The organism is Curtobacterium sp. MCBD17_008 (assembly GCF_003234475.1).
Lineage (GTDB): Bacteria > Actinomycetota > Actinomycetes > Actinomycetales > Microbacteriaceae > Curtobacterium.
Genome location: NZ_QKTK01000008.1, coordinates 149,409 through 166,661 on the forward strand (window position 1 = coordinate 149,409; position 17,253 = coordinate 166,661).

A 17,253-nucleotide genomic window follows, 5' to 3' on the forward strand; every position below is an offset into this window, starting at 1 on the left:
CGGTTCGCTCGTGGCGAGAGGCCTCGGGCGCGCCGGATCGCGGTCGTCGGAGTCAAGGAGTAGAGTGGACGCCGTCAGAACGTGCATCGGCAGTCGTCGTCGTGCAACCCGATCCTCCCTCCTCCGAGTCGTCGCCCTGAGCGACGGTTCCGTCGTGGCGGATCCGAAGGCAGTCATGCCGGGCCGGGGGGCATGGCTCACACCGACGGTCGAAGCGTACGAACTGGCCGTCAAGCGCAGGGCATTCCGCCGTGCGCTCCGGCTGGAGCGTGATCCCGACACGTCCGCGGTGCGCGAGTACCTCGCCGGGCTGCAGAGCCCGAACGGCACGGAACCCGAGCACCCGGACATGACAGAACAGGCTGAACGGCTTATGGACAACTGATGAGCGGCTCGAAATGAGACCCGTCATCCAGTGAGTCCTGCCCCTTGACGGGGTGGGACCCGTGAAGGAGAACAGTGGCTAAACCACGCGTACACGAGATCGCAAGCGAGCTCGGCGTCGACAGCAAGACCGCACTCGAGAAGCTCAAGCAGCTCGGCGAGTTCGTCAAGGGCCCGAGCTCGAGCATCGAACCCCCCGTCGCACGGAAGCTCCGTGCAGCCCTGCAGGCCGAGGGCGCGTCCGCGTCGTCGACGCCCGCAGCCCCCGCCGCCAAGGCCCCCGCGGCACCGCGTTCCGGTGCCCCGAAGCCCGGTGGCCCCAAGCCCGGCCCGAAGCGTCCGGCACCCGCCCCCGAGCCCGAGCCCGTCGTCGAGGCAGCACCCGCTGCCCCCGCCGTCGACGGCGCGCCGGTGCCCGCTGCACCGAAGTCGGTCGCGCAGCGCCAGGCCGAGGCCGAGGCCGCCCGCAAGGCCGCCGCGGAGCAGAAGGCCGCCGAGCAGAAGGGCCAGCAGGGCGGTGACGCCCCGAAGGACTCCGGGCCGAGCGACGCCGTGAAGCCCGGTGCCTCGAAGCCCTCCGGTGCCGCCCCGAAGCCGGGTGGCCCGAAGCCCGGCGCGCGTCCCGGCAACAACCCCTACGCGTCGAGCCAGGGCATGGGCGCACGTCCGCCGCGCCCCGGCAACAACCCGTTCGCGTCGAACCAGGGCATGGGTCAGCGCCCGGCCGCCGGTGCGGGTGGCGGGAACGGCATCCCCCGTCCCCAGCCGCCGCGTCCCGGTGCGCCCCGCCCGGGTGCCCCGCGTCCCGGCGGTCCCGGCCAGAACAACCGACCGAACGGCTTCGGGCAGCGCCCGGGTCAGGGCGGTGGCGGTCGTGGTGGCGCCGGTGGCGGGTTCAACCGTCCCGGTGGTGCCGGTGCCGGCGCCGGTGGCGGCTTCGCCCGTCCCGCGTTCACGGGTCCGCGCCCCGCAGGTGGTGGCGGCCGTGGTCGTGGCCCCGGCGGTGGTACCGCTGGTGCGTTCGGTCGTGGTGGCGGCAAGAGCCGTGCCCGCAAGTCGAAGCGGACGAAGCGCGCCGAGTACGAGATGCGGCAGGCGCCGTCGCTCGGCGGCGTGCAGGTCCCGCGCGGTGACGGCAACACGGTCATCCGCCTCCGTCGCGGTGCGAGCATCTCGGACTTCGCGGACAAGATCGACGCGAGCCCCGGCAACCTGGTGACGGTGCTGTTCCACCTCGGTGAGATGGCGACCGCGACCGAGTCCCTGGACGAGGCCACCTTCGAGGTCCTCGGCGAGGAGCTCGGCTACAAGATCCAGGTCGTCTCGCCCGAGGACGAGGACAAGGAGCTCCTCGAGGGCTTCGACATCGACATCGACGCCGAGTACGCCGACGAGGACGACTCCGTCCTGCAGCAGCGTCCCCCGGTCGTCACCGTCATGGGTCACGTCGACCACGGTAAGACCCGACTGCTCGACGCGATCCGGAACTCGAAGGTCGTCGAGGGCGAAGCCGGCGGCATCACGCAGCACATCGGTGCGTACCAGATCGTCACCGAGCACGAGGGCATCGAGCGCCCGATCACCTTCATCGACACCCCGGGTCACGAGGCCTTCACGGCCATGCGTGCCCGTGGTGCCCAGGTGACGGACATCGCGATCCTCGTGGTCGCGGCGGACGACGGCATCATGCCGCAGACGATCGAGGCGCTGAACCACGCGCAGTCGGCCGGTGTGCCGATCGTGGTCGCGGTCAACAAGATCGACAAGGACGGCGCCAACCCGGCGAAGGTCCGCCAGCAGCTCACCGAGTACAACCTGGTGGCCGAGGAGTACGGCGGCGACGTCATGTTCGTCGACGTCTCCGCGCGCAACAACATCGGCATCCAGGACCTCCTGGACGCGGTGCTGCTGACCGCTGACGCCGGGCTCGACCTGCGTGCCAACCCCGACAAGGACGCCCGAGGCGTCGCGATCGAAGCACGGCTCGACAAGGGCCGCGGTGCGGTGGCGACCGTCCTCATCCAGTCCGGCACGCTGCACGTCGGTGACGCGATCGTCGCCGGCACGGCGTACGGCCGTGTCCGTGCGATGGCGGACGAGAACGGCAACGCGGTCGACGCCGCGACGCCGGCCCGTCCGGTCCAGGTGCAGGGTCTGTCGTCGGTGCCGCGCGCCGGTGACACGTTCCTCGTCACCGAGGACGACCGCACCGCTCGTCAGATCGCCGAGAAGCGTGAAGCCGCGCAGCGCAACGCCCAGCTGGCCAAGGCCCGCAAGCGCATCTCGCTCGAGGACTTCACCCGTGCACTCGAAGAGGGCAAGGTCGACTCGCTCAACCTCATCATCAAGGGTGACGTCTCCGGTGCCGTCGAGGCACTCGAGCAGTCGCTCCTCGACATCGAGGTGGACGACAGCGTCCAGCTGCGCATCCTGCACCGCGGTGTGGGTGCGATCACGGAGTCGGACATCGACCTCGCCACGATCGACAACGCGATCGTCGTCGGCTTCAACGTCCGTCCGGACGTCAAGGCCCGCGAGCGCGCTGCCCGTGAAGGCATCGACGTGCGCTTCTACTCGGTCATCTACAACGCACTCGAGGACATCGAGAACTCGCTCAAGGGCATGCTCAAGCCTGAGTACGAAGAGGTCCAGTCGGGTGTCGCGGAGATCCGCGAGGTGTTCCGTTCCTCCAAGTTCGGCAACATCGCCGGTGTCATCGTCCGGTCCGGCACGATCACGCGCAACGCCAAGGCGCGCGTCATCCGTGACGGCGTCGTGGTCGCGGACGGGCTCGCCATCGAGTCCTTGCGTCGCTTCAAGGACGACGTCACCGAGGTCCGGACGGACTTCGAAGCCGGTATCGGTCTGGGCAAGTTCAACGACATCCAGGTCGGCGACGAGATCGAGACCACCGAGCTCGTCGAGAAGCCGCGCGACTGATCGCACTGAGTACCCTGGGCCCCGCCTCTCCGACCGGAGGGGCGGGGCCTCACCCCGTTCCGCAAGGAGGAACCCATGGCTGATCCGCAGCGCGCACGCAAGATGGCGGACCGCATCAAGGAAGTCGTCGCTCGTCGGCTCGACAAGGGCCTGCGGGACCCGCGACTCGGCTTCGTCACCATCACCGACGTCCGCGTGACCGGTGACCTGCAGCACGCGTCCGTCTTCTACACGGTGTACGGCACCGACGAGGAGCGTGCCGACTCGGCCGCCGCGCTCAAGGCCGCGACCGGCATGCTCCGGACCGAGGTCGGCAAGAACATCACGGCCCGGCTGACGCCGTCGCTCGAGTTCATCGCCGACGCCCTGCCCGACACCTCGGCGCACCTCGAGGACCTGCTCGCGCAGGCGCAGATGCGCGACCAGCAGGTCAAGGCCGCGGCGGTCGGCGCCACGTACGCCGGCGAGGCCGACCCGTACAAGCACGACGAGGACGAGGACGAGGACGAGGACGACGACGCGTCGGACGACGAGGCGTCGGACGCTGCCCGGAGCTGACCCCATCGGCACACGGAGCGCCCGTCACCGGTCGGTGGCGGGCGCTCCGTGCGTCTCAGCCACGTGGCAGCCGGTACCCCTCGGCATCGTCGCCCTCGGCCAGTCCGTCGCGCAGCAGCGAGGCGAGCGCCCGGTCCCGCTGCTCGGCGTCCGGCCAGACCAGCGCGATCTCGTCCGTCGTGACCGGCACGTCGCTGGCGCGCAGTTCCGCCATGAGCAGGCCCCGCACCTGACGGTCGCTGCCGGCGAAGCGCGCCTGCTTCGGTGCGCGTGGGCCGTCGTGGTCCGGGTACCCGGCGGCCCGCCAGGCGCAGCGGTCGGCGATCGGGCACGCGTCGCACGCCGGCGCCCGGGCGACGCAGACGAGCGCCCCGAGTTCCATGACGGCCGCGTTCGTGGCGGCCGCGGCGTCGCGCTCGACCGGGAGCACGGACTCCATGAGCGGCAGGTCCTGCTTCGCCTTGGCCGGTCCGGGCTCGCCCTGCCCGAGCACGGCCCGGGCGAGCACCCGCCGCACGTTCACGTCCACGACCGGGTGCCGGTCGCCGTACGCGAACACCGCGACCGCGCGGGCCGTGTAGTCGCCGATGCCGGGCAGGGCCAGGAGCTCGTCGACGTCCCGCGGCACGACGTTCCCGTGTCGTTCCGCGATGGCGGTGGCCGCCGCGTGCAGCGCCAGCGCACGGCGCGGGTACCCGAGCCGGTCCCAGGCCCGTACGGCCTCCGCGGGCGGCGACGCCGCGAGGTCCGCGGGGGTCGGCCAGCGCGTGAGCCACGCCTCCAGCCGGGGGACGACGCGGGCGACCTGCGTCTGCTGCAGCATGACCTCGCTCACCAGCGTGCCCCATGCCGGGAACCCGGGCCGCCGCCAGGGCAGGTCGCGCGCCTCCCGGCGGAACCAGTCGAGCACGGGGGACAGGAAGGCGGATCGCGTGTGGAGGCCGGTGTCGTCCACCGACGGACTGGAGGCTCGGCCCGCGTTCACCACGACAGCCTACGGTGGTGGCATGGCACGCTGGGCACCGCAGGAGACCGACACCATGGCCGCGATCGCGAGCGAGGTGATCGCGCAGGTCGGGACGAACCGCACCGTGGTCGCCGTCGACGGACAGGACGGCCTCGACCTCGAACGGGTGGCAGCTGCACTCGTCGCCGGCTTCGAGCGGCACGGCGTCCACGCGATGGCGGCCGCTGCTCCCTCGACCGACGCCGACACGCTCCGCGCCGACCTCGTGACCCCGTTCCGGACCACCGGCGCGGGCGACGGCGTGCTCGTCGTGCACGGAGCCGGGCTCCTCGCGCCGGGGACGCGGTCGCTGTGGCGCTGGTCCCTCTGGGTGGAGCAGGAGGCCGGGCGGCTCGAGCGCCGAGCGGACGTGAAGATCGCCGCATCCGCCGTGCTCGACGTGACCGACCCCGAGCACCCGCGCCGCGAGTGGAACGACGCCTGCTGAGACCGCCGCGACCGGTGGGCCGTCCGGGTCGCACGTCGGGCCGAGCGGACGCGACGGCGAGCGGTCCCGCTGCTACGCTGCTGCGGTGCTCGTGACCCCGCCCGACGGCATCATCCTCGTCGACAAGCCGCAGGGCATCTCGAGCCACCGCGTGGTCTCGATCGCCCGCCGACGACTCGGCCTCAAGAAGATCGGCCACGCAGGCACCCTCGACCCGATGGCGACCGGGCTGCTCCTGCTCGGCGTCGGCCCCTCCACCCGGCTCCTGACGCACCTGGTCGGACTCGGCAAGACCTACACGGCGACGATCCGGCTCGGTGTCGGCACCGACTCGGACGACGCCGACGGCGAGCCGGTGTGGTCAGTCGGTGCGGCTGCGGACAGCGTCTCGGACCAGGCGATCGAGGCCGCCGTCGCCGCGCTCCGCGGTCCGATCGACCAGGTCCCGTCCACCGTCAGCGCCATCAAGGTCGACGGGCGCCGGGCCTACGACCTGGCCCGCAAGGGTGAAGCGGTCACACTCCGCGCCCGGCGCGTGACCGTCGACCGGTTCGAGGTCCTCGGCCGGGTCGACCGGGTCGTGTCGGTCGACGGAGCCGACGTCCCCGTCATCGACCTCGACGTCGTCGTGTCCTGCTCGTCCGGCACCTACATCCGGGCACTCGCCCGTGACGTCGGCGTCACGCTCGGCACCGGCGCACACCTCACCGCGCTCCGTCGGACCGTCGTCGGTCCCTTCACGGTCGACGACGCCGTCGACCTCGAGGACGACGCCGTGGACGTCCACGGGGCGCTCGCCCGACCGGCGGACGTGGCACGGCGACTCTTCCCGGTCGTGCAGCTGGACGGGCACCAGGCGAAGGACCTGGGTGACGGCAAGCGGATCAGCGTCGAGCACCCGGACTCGGAGGGACCCGTGGCCGCCATCGCCACCGGTGGGGACCGACTCGTCGGGCTCGTCGCCGTCCGCCGCGGACAGCTCCGCGTCATCACGAACTTCCCCACAGCGGCAGGAGCGAACGCGTGATCGAGTGGTTCATGTGGGTGCAGTTCGCGATCGCCTGCGTCATCGGGGTGGCGGCCGTCGTCCTCGGCCTCGTCGGCCGGAAGCCGGACGACGCCACCGTCGGCGCACTGGCCCTCGTCGAGCTCCTGCTCCTGGTCCAGTTCGTGGTGGCGCTCATCGCCCCGGCCGTCGGCAACCCGCCGCAGGGCAACGTGCTCGAGTTCTGGGTCTACGCCGTCTCGGTGGTCCTGGTACCGCCCGCCACCATCGTCTGGGCCCTCATCGACCGCACGCGCTGGAGCACCGTCGTGCTCGGCGCCGGTGCGTTCACCGCCGCGGTCATGGTGTACCGGATGTACCAGATCTGGTTCGCGCTGAACTGACGGGAACTGTCCTGCACGCGACGGCCGTGCTCACCGCGTCACCGTGCCCGGGCGTCCCGGGTGGTCGGTAGGATCGGTGCAATGGCGACCAAGTCCTCTGCAGGTGGATCCTCCTCGGCGAGCACCGCGGCCGAGCGCACCTCGGCACCGAGGGTGTCCTCGTTGGCCACCGGTGTCGGCCGGGTCCTCATCGCGGTCTACGGCATCCTCGCCCTGGCCGCCACCGGTCGGAGCGTCGTGCAGATCGCGGAGGACTTCTCCTTCGCGCCGTTCTCGTACACGCTGAGCGCCATCGCCGCCGTGGTCTACATCCTCGCCATGGTCGCCCTCATCGTGCCCGGCCGGACCTGGTACCGGGTGGCCTGCGTGACCATCGTCTTCGAGATGACCGGCGTGCTCGTCGTCGGGACGCTCTCGCTGCTCGACCGCCAGCTGTTCCCGGACCTGACGATCTGGTCCTACTACGGCATGGGGTACGCCTTCGCGCCGCTCGTGCTGCCGATCGCGGGCCTGTGGTGGCTCCGGAAGCACCACCGCGCAGCCGTCGAGCGCGGCACGACGCCCGCAGCGGCCGCCGCGGACCAGCACCTCGGGTCCGCCGAGTGACGGGGAGGGACGCCAGCATGCAGTTCTACGACGACCCGGCAGCCGTGCCGACGGACTTCGGCCCGAGTGCCGTCACCATCGGGAAGTTCGACGGTGTGCACGTCGGGCACCGCGCCGTGATCGCCCACCTCGAGCAGGCGGCCCGCGCGCGCGGTCTCACCTCGACCGTCGTCACCTTCGACCAGCACCCGCTCAACGTGATCGATCCGCAGCGGGTGCCGCCGGCGCTGACGAGCACCGCACAGCGGCGCGAACTCCTCGCGGACGTCGGCGTCGACGCCACCCTCCTGCTCCGGTTCGACCCCGAACTGCAGGCGAAGTCCGCCGAGTCGTTCGTCTCGGAGATCCTCGTGGGCACGCTGCACGCGCGTCTGGTGTTCGTCGGGAGCGACTTCCGGTTCGGGGCACACGGTGCCGGGGACGTCGCCCTGCTCCGGGAGCTCGGTGAGCGGCACGGGTTCCTCGTCGAGCTCATCGACGACGTCGGCCTGGTCGACGACGTCCGTCCCGCGGGGGAGCGACGCGTGTCCTCCACCTGGATCCGCGAACTCCTCGGCGTCGGTCGCGTCGCCGAGGCCGCACGGTTGCTCGGCCGCGAGCACGCCGTCCGGAGCACGGTCGTGCGGGGCAACCAGCGAGGGCGCGAGATGGGCTACCCCACCGCGAACCTCGACCCGCACTGCGAGGGATTCGTCCCGGCCGACGGGGTGTACGCCGCCCGCGTGGTGCACGACGGAGTGACGTACCCGGCCGCCGTGTCGGTCGGCAACAACCCGACGTTCGAGGGCGTCCCGGAGAAGCAGATCGAGGCGCACCTGCTCGACGTGGACATCGACCTGTACGACGAGACGATCTCGGTGCTGTTCGTCGCCTACGTCCGCGGGATGGTCGCCTTCGGCGGGATGGACGAGCTCGCCGCGCAGATGCGCCAGGACGACCTCGCCATCCGGGCGTTGCTGGGCATGCCCGTCTCCGCCTGACGGGACGTGACAGACGGATGCCCCGTGGCCGATCGGCCACGGGGCATCCGTCCGTCGTCGGTCGAGCGCTCAGCCGCCCAGCGCGTCGAGCCAGATCTTGCGGGCGTCGAGCGCTTCGCGTGCGTCCTTGATCCGGCGCGCGTCCCCGCTCGCCTCAGCGTCGGCGAGCTCGCCCTCGAGCTTCGCGATCGCGCCCTCGAGCTGGCTCGCGAGCCCGGTCTGCCGTGCCTTGCGCTCCGGGTCGGACTGCTTCCAGTGCTGGTCCTCGAGGCCACGGACGTGGTCCTCCACCGCCCGGATGCGGTCCTCGACGCGGCGGACGTCGGCGCGCGGGACGCGGCCGATCTCGTCCCAGCGACGCTGGACGTCCGTCAGCGCCTTGCGTGCCGCAGCGCGGTCCTGCATCTGCAGGATCGGTTCTGCCTCGGTGAGCAGCGCCAGCTTCGCCTCGAGGTTCGCCGAGTACTCCTCGTTCTCGGCGGACGCCTCGGCGTGCCGCTGTTCGAAGAGGACGTCGCCGGCGGCCTTGAAGCGGGCCCAGAGCGCGTCGTCGTGACGCTTGCCGGCGCGCCCGGCACCCTTCCACTCGTCGAGCAGCTGGCGGTACGCGGGGATCGCGTCCGAGCCGCGCGGTGCGAGCGCCTCGGCCTGCTGCACGAGTTCCTGCTTGCGGGCCCGGGCATCGCGGTGCTGCGAGTCCAGCTCCGAGTAGAAGGCGCGTCGGTGCTGGTCGACCGTCGAGCGCGCGGTCCGGAACCGCTTCCACAGGTCGTTCGCGTCGTTCTTCGGGATGCGCGGGCCGTCGTGCTGGTGCTGCTGCCAGCGGGCGAAGACGTCGTCGAGCTGCGCGGTCACCTGCTTCCACTGCGCCCGGGCGGGGTCGACCGCGGCGAGTGCCTCGGCCTCCTCCACCAGCGCGGTGCGGTACGCGAGCGCCTCGGTCAGGGCCTGCTGCGCCTGCGCGGCCTGCTCCTTGGTCAGGGAGCCCACCTGGTCGGTGAGTGCGCCGATGCGGTCCTCGAGCGACTTGATGTCCCCGACGACCCGCGCGTCCGCCACCAGGCTCCGCAGGTGCTCGACGGTACGGGCGACGTCACCGGCCGACGCGCCGCCCTTGACGCGCTGCTCGGCGATCTTCACCTGGCCCTCGAGATCGGCGTACTTGCGGGCGAAGTAGGCGAGGGCTTCCTCGGCGGACGCGTCCGGGTACTCGCCGACGACCCGTTCCGAGTCCTCGTACCGGACGTAGACCGTCCCGCTCTCGTCGACCCTGCCCCAGGTCGTTGCTTCGTCAGATGCCACAGGTCTCGCCTCGATCGTGGTCGTGCATCACCGACGTCGCCGTCGGCACGGTCAGGTCGTCAGCCTATTGCACGGTCGGGCCGTGCGACGGGCGTGTGCGCTTTCGCCGTGGACTACTTCTCCCGGGCGATCGTGGCGCCGGTGATCTCCGTCGGCACCTCCGGCTTCCCGGATCCGTCGGCGCCGGGGTCCGCGATGCCCTTCGACGTCACCTGCGACACGAGGTCCGACAGGCCGCTCGTGACCTTCCCGACGACCGTGTACCCACCCGACGAGGGGTCGAGCGTGGTGTCGTCCGTCACGATGAAGAACTGCGTGGTCTGTGACGCGGGCGACGACCCACGCGCGATGGCGATGGTGCCCGCCGCGTACCGGCCGTCCTCGGGCACGTTCTCGAGCGGACCGTACTGGAAGCCGGCGTCCCCCGTGCCGTCCCCGTTCGCGGACCCGCACTGCAGGAAGTGGAAGTCGTCGCTGTCGGCGAGGCGGTGGCAGGTCGTGCCCTGGTAGAACCGCTTGCGGATGAGGTCGATCTCGACGCTGGTGGCCTGCGGTGCCGCTGCGCCGTTGAGCTCGATGCCGAGCCGGACGTCGTCGTTGAGCGTCAGGGAGCCGGTCCAGGTCGACCCCGCCGCGATGTCCTTGCTCGGCACGTCACCGGTGCCCGCCGCGGTCGCGCTGGGTGACGGCGTGGGGGTGGCGGTGCCGGTCGCGCTGGCCGACGCGGTGGCGCGGTCGTCGTCCTGCGTCGCCGCGTACACCAACTGGGAACCGGTCGCGAGCGCGGCGACCAGCACGAGGGCCCCGGCCCAGACGACGTCGTCGCGGACCCGACGACGTCGCTGACGCTCGTGGAGGCCCTGTCTGGCCTGGTAGAGACGGAGTCGCTCGCGGGCTTCACGGCTCTGGTTCTTCGGTGCCACGGTGCTCTTCTGACCTCTCGTCGCGGTGTCGGTTGCGAGCGTACCGGGTCGCCCCCTCGGGCCCGGGTCCGTGCCGTGCGGTGGCGAGCACGTCGGTGCGGACGCCTACCATCGAGGCATGGCACCAGACCGCTCGGGGATGAACGCGCCGACGACGGGTGGGCGGGCCGGTCTCGCGCAGGGTTCCGTGCCGCTGGCGGTCCGCATGCGTCCGACGAGCCTGGACGAGGTGGCGGGACAGCAGCACCTGCTCGGTCGCGGGTCCCCGCTCGTGCAGCTGGCGACGGGCACGCGGGAGCACCCGGGCGGGGTCTCCGTGATCCTCTGGGGTCCCCCGGGCACCGGCAAGACGACCCTCGCGCAGGCGATCGCCCGGCAGTCCGGCCGTGAGTTCGTCGAGCTCTCCGCCGTGACCGCCGGCGTCAAGGACGTGCGCGAGGTCATGGAGAAGGCCCTCGCGCACCGGGACCTCTACGGCTCGACGACGGTGCTGTTCCTCGACGAGATCCACCGCTTCAGCAAGGCGCAGCAGGACGCCCTGTTGCCCGGTGTCGAGAACGGCTGGGTCATCCTCATCGCCGCGACGACCGAGAACCCGTCCTTCTCCGTCATCTCGCCGCTCCTGTCCCGGTCGCTCCTGCTCACCCTGAAGCCGTTGACCGACGCCGACCTGGGCATGCTCGTGGACCGCGCGGTGGAGGACGCACGCGGCCTCGGCGGCGCCGTGGTCCTCGGCGACGAAGCCCGCGCCGCGATCGTCCGGCTCGCGTCGGGGGACGCCCGCCGGGCCCTGACCGCGCTCGAGGCAGCCGCGGCGTCGGCGGTCGCCGGCCAGGACGACGACGAGCGCGAGGACGGCACGGCACCGGTCGTGGACGCCGAGACGGTCGCGGCCGCGGTCGACCGCGCACTGCTCCGCTACGACCGGGCCGGCGACGAGCACTACGACGTCATCAGCGCGTTCATCAAGTCGGTGCGGGGGAGCGACGTCGACGCCGCACTGCACTACCTCGCCCGGATGATCGAGGCGGGGGAGGACCCGCGGTTCATCGCCCGCCGGATCATCATCTCGGCGTCGGAGGACATCGGCATGGCCGATCCGCAGGCCCTGCCGATCGCGGTCGCCGCGGCGCAGGCCGTGCAGCTGATCGGCATGCCGGAGGGGCGGATCCCGCTCGCCGAGGCCGTCGTCTACCTCGCGACCGCGCCGAAGTCGAACGCGGCGTACAACGGTGTGAACCAGGCGATCGCCGACGTCAAGGCCGGGCGGATGGGCGTCGTGCCGAACCACCTCCGGGACGCGCACTACGCCGGGGCGAAGCGGCTCGGGCACGGCAAGGGGTACGTGTACTCGCACGACGCCGAGCACGGCGTCGCCACCCAGCAGTACCTGCCGGACGCCATCGACGGCACCGAGTACTACACACCGACGGCGAACGGGTTCGAGCGCGAGATCGGCCCCCGGCTCGACCGCCTGCGCGGCATCATCCGCGGCGACTGAACGCCGACGCGCCGACACCGGATGGAGGCTGTGCGCGGGGCCGTCGTGCTGCTATCGTTGACGGGCCTACGTCCTGGTCCTCGCGTGCGGCTGCGTCGAGGACACAGTGCCGGAGCGGTCGGACCACCTCGTGTGGTCCAACAGCCCGGCACGGGGGCAGAGGTTCGGACTGTAGCCGTCCGATCCCACAGGCTCATCCCTCTGGATCCCGTCACGGGGTCCGTCGGTGCGTGCGCGCTCCGAGACCCGTGACATCTTCAGTTCAGTACAGAGAAAAGGACCCTGTGTCTACCAAGTCCCGCACCCGCAGCAAGACCCGCCTCTCGCGCGCGCTCGGCATCCCGCTGACGCCGAAGGCGGCCCGATACCTCGAGAAGCGCCCCTACGGGCCCGGTGAGCACGGCCGCACGCGCCGTCGTGCGGACAGCGACTACGCCGTCCGTCTCCGTGAGAAGCAGCGTCTGCGCGCCCAGTACGGCATCCGCGAGAAGCAGCTCCGCATCGTCTTCGAAGAGGCCCGCAAGTCGGCCGGTCTGACCGGTGAGAACCTCGTCGAGCTCCTCGAGACCCGCCTGGACGCCCTCGTGCTCCGTGCCGGCTTCGCCCGGACGACCGCGCAGGCCCGCCAGCTGATCGTGCACCGTCACATCCTCGTCGACGGCAAGCTCGTCGACCGTCCCTCCTTCCGCGTCAAGGAGGGCCAGCTGATCCACGTCAAGCAGCGCTCCGAGTCGCTCGAGCCCTTCCAGGTCGCCGCTGCCGGTGGTCACCAGGAAGTCCTCCCGAAGGTCCCGGGCTACCTGGACGTCGAGATCGACAAGCTCCAGGCCCGCCTGGTCCGTCGTCCGAAGCGCGCCGAGGTCCCCGTGACCTGTGAAGTGCAGCTCGTCGTCGAGTACTACGCAGCCCGCTGACCCCAGCGTCGGTGGCAACGGCGGGTCGTCCTCTCCGGAGGGCGGCCCGCCGTTCTGCGTTCCCGGGCCCCGCGGGCGCGCAGACCGTGCCGTCGCGGGACCCGGGCCGTCGGGGTGCCGCGATACGCTTGTCGGACGCGCGCTCCGGCGTGCGCGAGAGGGAGGCACCGTGAAGCAGCTGTTCTTCGTCGCCGTCGGCGTGGTCATCGGGTTCGTCGCCGCACAGCGCGTCAGCCGGACGCCCTCCGCCGCGCACCTCCTCGCCCAGGTCGACGCCCGGGCGAAGGCCTTCACGGGCGCCGTGGCCGAGGGGTACCGCTCGCGCGAGGCCGAGCTGCGTCCCACCGGCCACGGCGTCGACGACTGACGCCCTCCCACACCACCGCACCGTCCCCTCAGCCGCACCGTCCCCTCAGGACGCGCGGTCCCGTTCCACCGGCCCCGAGCCTCCCGTCCCCGCCACACGCCCTACAGGAAGCACCATGCAGACCGCAGAGATCCGCCGCCGTTGGCTCCAGTTCTTCGGTGACCGCGGCCACACCGTCGTCCCGTCCGCGTCGCTCGTCTCGGACGACCCGTCGCTGCTGTTCACGGTGGCCGGCATGGTGCCGTTCATCCCGTACCTGACCGGGCTCATCCCGGCGCCGTACCCCCGTGCCACGAGCGTGCAGAAGTGCATCCGCACGAACGACATCGAAGAGGTCGGCAAGACCCCCCGGCACGGCACGTTCTTCCAGATGAACGGCAACTTCTCGTTCGGGGACTACTTCAAGGAGCAGGCGATCCAGTACGCCTGGCAGTTCCTGACGGACCCGGAGTCCGACGGCGGGCTCGGGTTCTCCGCCGACGACCTCTGGGTGACCGTGTACGAGGAGGACGACGAGGCGATCGCGTTCTGGAAGCGCCACTCGACGCTGCCCGACGACCGCATCCAGAAGCTCGGCAAGGACACGAACTACTGGTCCACCGGCCAGCCCGGGCCGGCCGGGCCCTGCTCGGAGATCTTCTTCGACCGCGGTCCCGAGTATGGCGTCGACGGCGGTCCGGCCACCGACGACGACCGCTACGTCGAGATCTGGAACCTGGTCTTCATGCAGTACCAGATCGCCGACGTGCGGTCGAAGGTCGACTTCGAGATCACCGGCGAGCTGCCGAGCAAGAACATCGACACCGGCATGGGGCTCGAGCGCGTCGCCTTCATCAAGCAGGGCGTCGACAACATGTACGAGATCGACCAGGTCCGCCCGGTGCTCGACAAGGCTGCCGAGGTCTCCGGACGGCGCTACGGTGCCGACCACGAGGACGACGTCCGGATGCGCATCGTCGCGGACCACGTGCGGTCGGCGCTCATGCTCATCACCGACGGCGTCACGCCGTCGAACGAGGGCCGCGGGTACATCCTCCGTCGGCTGCTCCGTCGCACGGTCCGTGCGATGCGCCTGCTCGGCGTCGAGGGCGCGACCTTCCCGCAGCTCTTCCCGGCCTCCCGCGACGCCATGCGCGACGCCTACCCGGAGGTCGGTGAGCAGTACGACCGCATCGCCCGCATCGCCTACGCCGAGGAGGAGACCTTCCTCCGCACGCTCGCACAGGGCACGACGATCCTCGACGTCGCGGTCGACCGAGCCAAGCAGGACGGCCGGCAGGCGATCGGCGGCGACACCGCGTTCCTGCTGCACGACACCTTTGGGTTCCCCATCGACCTGACCATGGAGATGGCGGAGGAGGCCGGCGTCCACGTCGACCGCTCCGCCTTCGAGACGCTCATGTCGGAGCAGCGCGCCCGCGCGAAGGCCGACGCCAAGAGCAAGAAGACCGCGCTCGCGGACCTCAGCGTCTACAGCGCCTTCCGGGCCGCGGGGGAGACCGTGTTCCTCGGCTACGACGCCCTCCAGGCCGAGAGCCGCGTGCTCGGCCTCATCGTCGACGGGCGCAGCGTCGACCGCGCGGTCGCCGGGGACATCGCCGAGGTCATCCTGGGCGAGACGTCGCTGTACGCCGAGTCCGGTGGGCAGGACGCCGACCAGGGCTCGATCGTCGGCAACGGGTTCGACCTCGAGGTCCTCGACGTGCAGCGCCCGGTCTCCGGGCTGTGGAGCCACACGGTGCAGGTGCGTTCGGGCGAGGTCGGCGTGGGCGACCCCGCCACCACGGTCGTGGACGCCGAGTACCGCCGCGGCGCGACGCAGGCGCACTCGGCGACGCACCTCGTGAACGCGGCGCTCCGGGACGTGCTCGGTCCGGAAGCGCTCCAGGCCGGCTCGTACAACAAGGCCGGCTACATGCGCCTGGACTTCTCCTGGAGCCAGCCGGTGTCGCTCGAGACCCGCTCCGAGATCGAGGAGGTCGTGAACACGGCGATCCGCTCCGACCTCGAGGTGTCGACCCGCATCCTGCCGATCGACGAGGCGAAGGCACTCGGCGCGCAGGCGCTGTTCGGCGAGAAGTACGGCGCCGAGGTCCGCATGGTCGACATCGGTGGCCCGTGGTCCCGCGAGCTCTGCGGTGGCATCCACGTCGCGTCGAGCGCGCAGGTCGGCCTCGTCAACCTCGTCGGCGAGGCGAGCGTCGGATCGACGAACCGCCGCGTCGAGGCGCTCGTCGGACTCGAGGGCTTCCGCGAGCTCGCCGTGGAGCGGACGATCGTCTCGCAGCTCTCGAGCGCCCTCAAGGCACAGCGTGACGACCTGCCGGGCCGCGTGCAGGCGCTGCTCGAGGACCTCAAGACCGCACAGAAGCGGATCGCCGAGTTCGAGTCGGCGAACCTGCAGCAGCGCGTGCCGTCGATCGCCCGCACTGCCCAGCGCACCGGGAGCATCTCGGTCGTCGCGCAGGTGGTCGAGGGGCTGACGTCGAGCGACGACCTCCGCTCCCTCGCCACCGGCGTCCGCGGTCAGCTCGGCTCGGATGCGGCCGTCGTGGTCCTCGGCGCCGTCGTCGGCGGGAAGCCCGTCGTGATCGTCGCCACGAACGACGCGGCCCGCGCCGCGGGCGTGCAGGCCGGCCCCCTCGCGAAGGAGGCCGCCGGCGTGCTCGGTGGTGGCGGCGGCGGCAAGCCGGACCTGGCGCAGGGCGGCGGGACCGACGCGTCGGCCCTCCCCGCTGCGCTCCGTGCGGTGACCGACCGCATCGCGGCCTGATCGTGGCGATCCGCTCCGGGCGGCGGCTCGGCGTCGACGTCGGCCGTGCCCGGATCGGGGTCGCGGTGTGCGACCGCGACGGTCTGCTCGCGACCCCGGTGGCGACCGTGCGACGGGACGACTCGACCGACCTCCGACGGATCCTGGCGATCGCGGAGGAGTACGACGTGCTCGAGGTCGTCGTCGGGCTCCCGCTGTCGATGTCGGGTGGGGAGACCGCCTCCACCGCCGACGCGCGCGACTTCGCCGGCCGCATCGCCGCGCACCGGCCGGTCCGGCTCGTGGACGAGCGACTCTCCACCGTCACCGCCCAGCGGGGCCTGCACCAGGCCGGCAAGAACACGAAGAAGTCGCGCGCCGTGATCGACCAAGCGGCCGCTGTTATCATTCTGCAACATGCGCTCGACCACGAGCGCGCATCCGGCGCCCCACCCGGGGCCGAGCTCCCCTGATCGGCTGCCCTCCCGACGTCGCACCCGCGGCCCGGAGCCGCGGAGTTCCCGACCGAGAGACCGAGGACCGTTGGCAGACGATCTGGACTGGAACGCGATCATCGCGACCGGCAACGACGCCGAGCGCCGTGAGCGCACCGGGACCCCGACGGACGGCTCCGGCCAGAGCAGCGGCCACGCGCCGCTCTCGCGCCGAGCCGCCCGTGCGGCACGAGAGCGACAGGAGGCCGCGTCGGCGGCGACGCAGCGCGATCAGCCGACAGCGGCACCGGCCGAGCAGCCGGCGGGCGAGCCCGGGAGGCCCGGCCCGCGCCGCAGCGTCGGCACCGCCCCGGCGGGTGACGACGTCCACCCCGACGTGCACGCCCTGCTCGGCGGCACCCTACACAGCGGTCCCGTGCCGGCTGCCGCCGGTCGAGGAACGCGCGACGAGGCGGACGACGAGACCCCGGTCCGCCGTCGCGGGACCTGGCAAGGGGTCGGCGCCGACGACGGCGTCGCTCCTGCCGCACGCACCGTCGCAGCAGCGCCGGTCGGGTCCACCGGCACGGGCAGCGGCGCCACGGACGACGACGCGTCCGGTGCCGACGGATCCGGTGGCGACGGGCCCGGTGCCGACGGACCCGGTGGCGACGGGCCCCGCGGCGGTGCCGGACGCGGTGGCGCGGGCGGGGACGACGGCGGCCGACGGGGCGGGCGCCGTCGTCCCC

General features: G+C 71.9%; 16 protein-coding genes and 1 pseudogene. 14 read left to right on the forward strand and 3 right to left on the reverse strand.

The window, feature by feature from the left end; translation table 11 throughout:
* The first annotated feature begins 64 nt into the window (after positions 1–64).
* The 3 genes from DEI95_RS09575 (at position 65) to rbfA (ending at position 3,882) form a co-directional block, all read left to right on the forward strand.
* On the forward strand, positions 65–385 hold the full coding sequence (locus DEI95_RS09575) for a YlxR family protein (RefSeq protein ID WP_110825088.1): 321 nt from the start codon (positions 65–67) through the stop codon (positions 383–385).
* Between the two features lie 74 nt (positions 386–459).
* Complete coding sequence (gene infB / locus DEI95_RS09580; RefSeq protein ID WP_110825087.1) at positions 460–3,324, forward strand: translation initiation factor IF-2; 2,865 nt, start codon at positions 460–462, stop codon at positions 3,322–3,324.
* Positions 3,325–3,399: 75 nt separating this feature from the next.
* The gene (rbfA, locus tag DEI95_RS09585) at positions 3,400–3,882 is read left to right on the forward strand and encodes a 30S ribosome-binding factor RbfA (RefSeq protein WP_111060091.1); all 483 of its coding nucleotides are present in this window, start codon (positions 3,400–3,402) and stop codon (positions 3,880–3,882) included.
* 55 nt (positions 3,883–3,937) lie between these two features.
* Here rbfA and DEI95_RS09590 read toward each other — a convergent pair whose 3' ends face one another.
* On the reverse strand, positions 3,938–4,837 hold the full coding sequence (locus tag DEI95_RS09590) for an A/G-specific adenine glycosylase (RefSeq protein ID WP_110825085.1): 900 nt from the start codon (positions 4,835–4,837) through the stop codon (positions 3,938–3,940).
* Positions 4,838–4,889: 52 nt separating this feature from the next.
* On the opposite strand from DEI95_RS09590, the gene DEI95_RS09595 reads away from it, so the two are divergent.
* The 5 genes from DEI95_RS09595 (at position 4,890) to DEI95_RS09615 (ending at position 8,311) form a co-directional block, all read left to right on the forward strand.
* Positions 4,890–5,336 carry a hypothetical protein gene (locus DEI95_RS09595; RefSeq protein WP_110858047.1) on the forward strand — a complete coding sequence of 149 codons (447 nt, stop codon included), beginning with the start codon at positions 4,890–4,892 and terminating at the stop codon, positions 5,334–5,336.
* Between the two features lie 85 nt (positions 5,337–5,421).
* Entirely contained in the window at positions 5,422–6,363 is a 942-nt protein-coding gene (gene truB, locus DEI95_RS09600) for a tRNA pseudouridine(55) synthase TruB (protein WP_111060092.1), read from the forward strand.
* The gene (locus DEI95_RS09605) at positions 6,360–6,725 is read left to right on the forward strand and encodes a hypothetical protein (RefSeq protein ID WP_110825082.1); all 366 of its coding nucleotides are present in this window, start codon (positions 6,360–6,362) and stop codon (positions 6,723–6,725) included. Before truB ends, DEI95_RS09605 begins: the two co-directional genes overlap by 4 nt.
* An 81-nt stretch (positions 6,726–6,806) precedes the next feature.
* Complete coding sequence (locus DEI95_RS09610) at positions 6,807–7,331, forward strand: hypothetical protein (RefSeq protein WP_258367555.1); 525 nt, start codon at positions 6,807–6,809, stop codon at positions 7,329–7,331.
* Between the two features lie 17 nt (positions 7,332–7,348).
* A complete protein-coding gene (locus tag DEI95_RS09615; RefSeq protein WP_111060093.1) occupies positions 7,349–8,311 on the forward strand; it encodes a bifunctional riboflavin kinase/FAD synthetase in 963 nt (320 codons plus the stop codon).
* 69 nt (positions 8,312–8,380) lie between these two features.
* On the opposite strand, the gene DEI95_RS09620 is transcribed toward DEI95_RS09615, so the two are convergent.
* Positions 8,381–9,613: a DUF349 domain-containing protein gene (locus DEI95_RS09620; protein ID WP_110825080.1), complete on the reverse strand. Its 1,233-nt coding sequence runs from the start codon at positions 9,611–9,613 to the stop codon at positions 8,381–8,383.
* Between the two features lie 113 nt (positions 9,614–9,726).
* Positions 9,727–10,536, reverse strand: a complete 810-nt coding sequence (locus DEI95_RS09625) for a peptidylprolyl isomerase (RefSeq protein WP_111060094.1) — start codon at positions 10,534–10,536, stop codon at positions 9,727–9,729.
* 139 nt (positions 10,537–10,675) lie between these two features.
* On the opposite strand from DEI95_RS09625, the gene DEI95_RS09630 reads away from it, so the two are divergent.
* The 6 genes and pseudogenes from DEI95_RS09630 to DEI95_RS09655 all read left to right on the forward strand — a co-directional run.
* Complete coding sequence (locus tag DEI95_RS09630) at positions 10,676–12,037, forward strand: replication-associated recombination protein A (RefSeq protein ID WP_110825078.1); 1,362 nt, start codon at positions 10,676–10,678, stop codon at positions 12,035–12,037.
* 284 nt (positions 12,038–12,321) lie between these two features.
* Positions 12,322–12,951 carry a 30S ribosomal protein S4 gene (gene rpsD / locus DEI95_RS09635; protein ID WP_110825077.1) on the forward strand — a complete coding sequence of 210 codons (630 nt, stop codon included), beginning with the start codon at positions 12,322–12,324 and terminating at the stop codon, positions 12,949–12,951.
* 169 nt (positions 12,952–13,120) lie between these two features.
* Positions 13,121–13,318, forward strand: coding sequence for a hypothetical protein (locus tag DEI95_RS09640; protein ID WP_110825076.1), 198 nt, complete (start codon positions 13,121–13,123; stop codon positions 13,316–13,318).
* A 115-nt stretch (positions 13,319–13,433) separates the two neighbouring features.
* Positions 13,434–16,091: an alanine--tRNA ligase gene (gene alaS, locus DEI95_RS09645; RefSeq protein ID WP_110890811.1), complete on the forward strand. Its 2,658-nt coding sequence runs from the start codon at positions 13,434–13,436 to the stop codon at positions 16,089–16,091.
* Positions 16,091–16,543 carry a Holliday junction resolvase RuvX gene (gene ruvX, locus DEI95_RS09650; RefSeq protein ID WP_110890810.1) on the forward strand — a complete coding sequence of 151 codons (453 nt, stop codon included), beginning with the start codon at positions 16,091–16,093 and terminating at the stop codon, positions 16,541–16,543. The genes alaS and ruvX overlap by 1 nt, the downstream gene beginning before the upstream one ends.
* A gap of 70 nt (positions 16,544–16,613) precedes the next feature.
* Positions 16,614–17,253, forward strand: a pseudogene (locus tag DEI95_RS09655) (hypothetical protein); the annotation flags it as partial.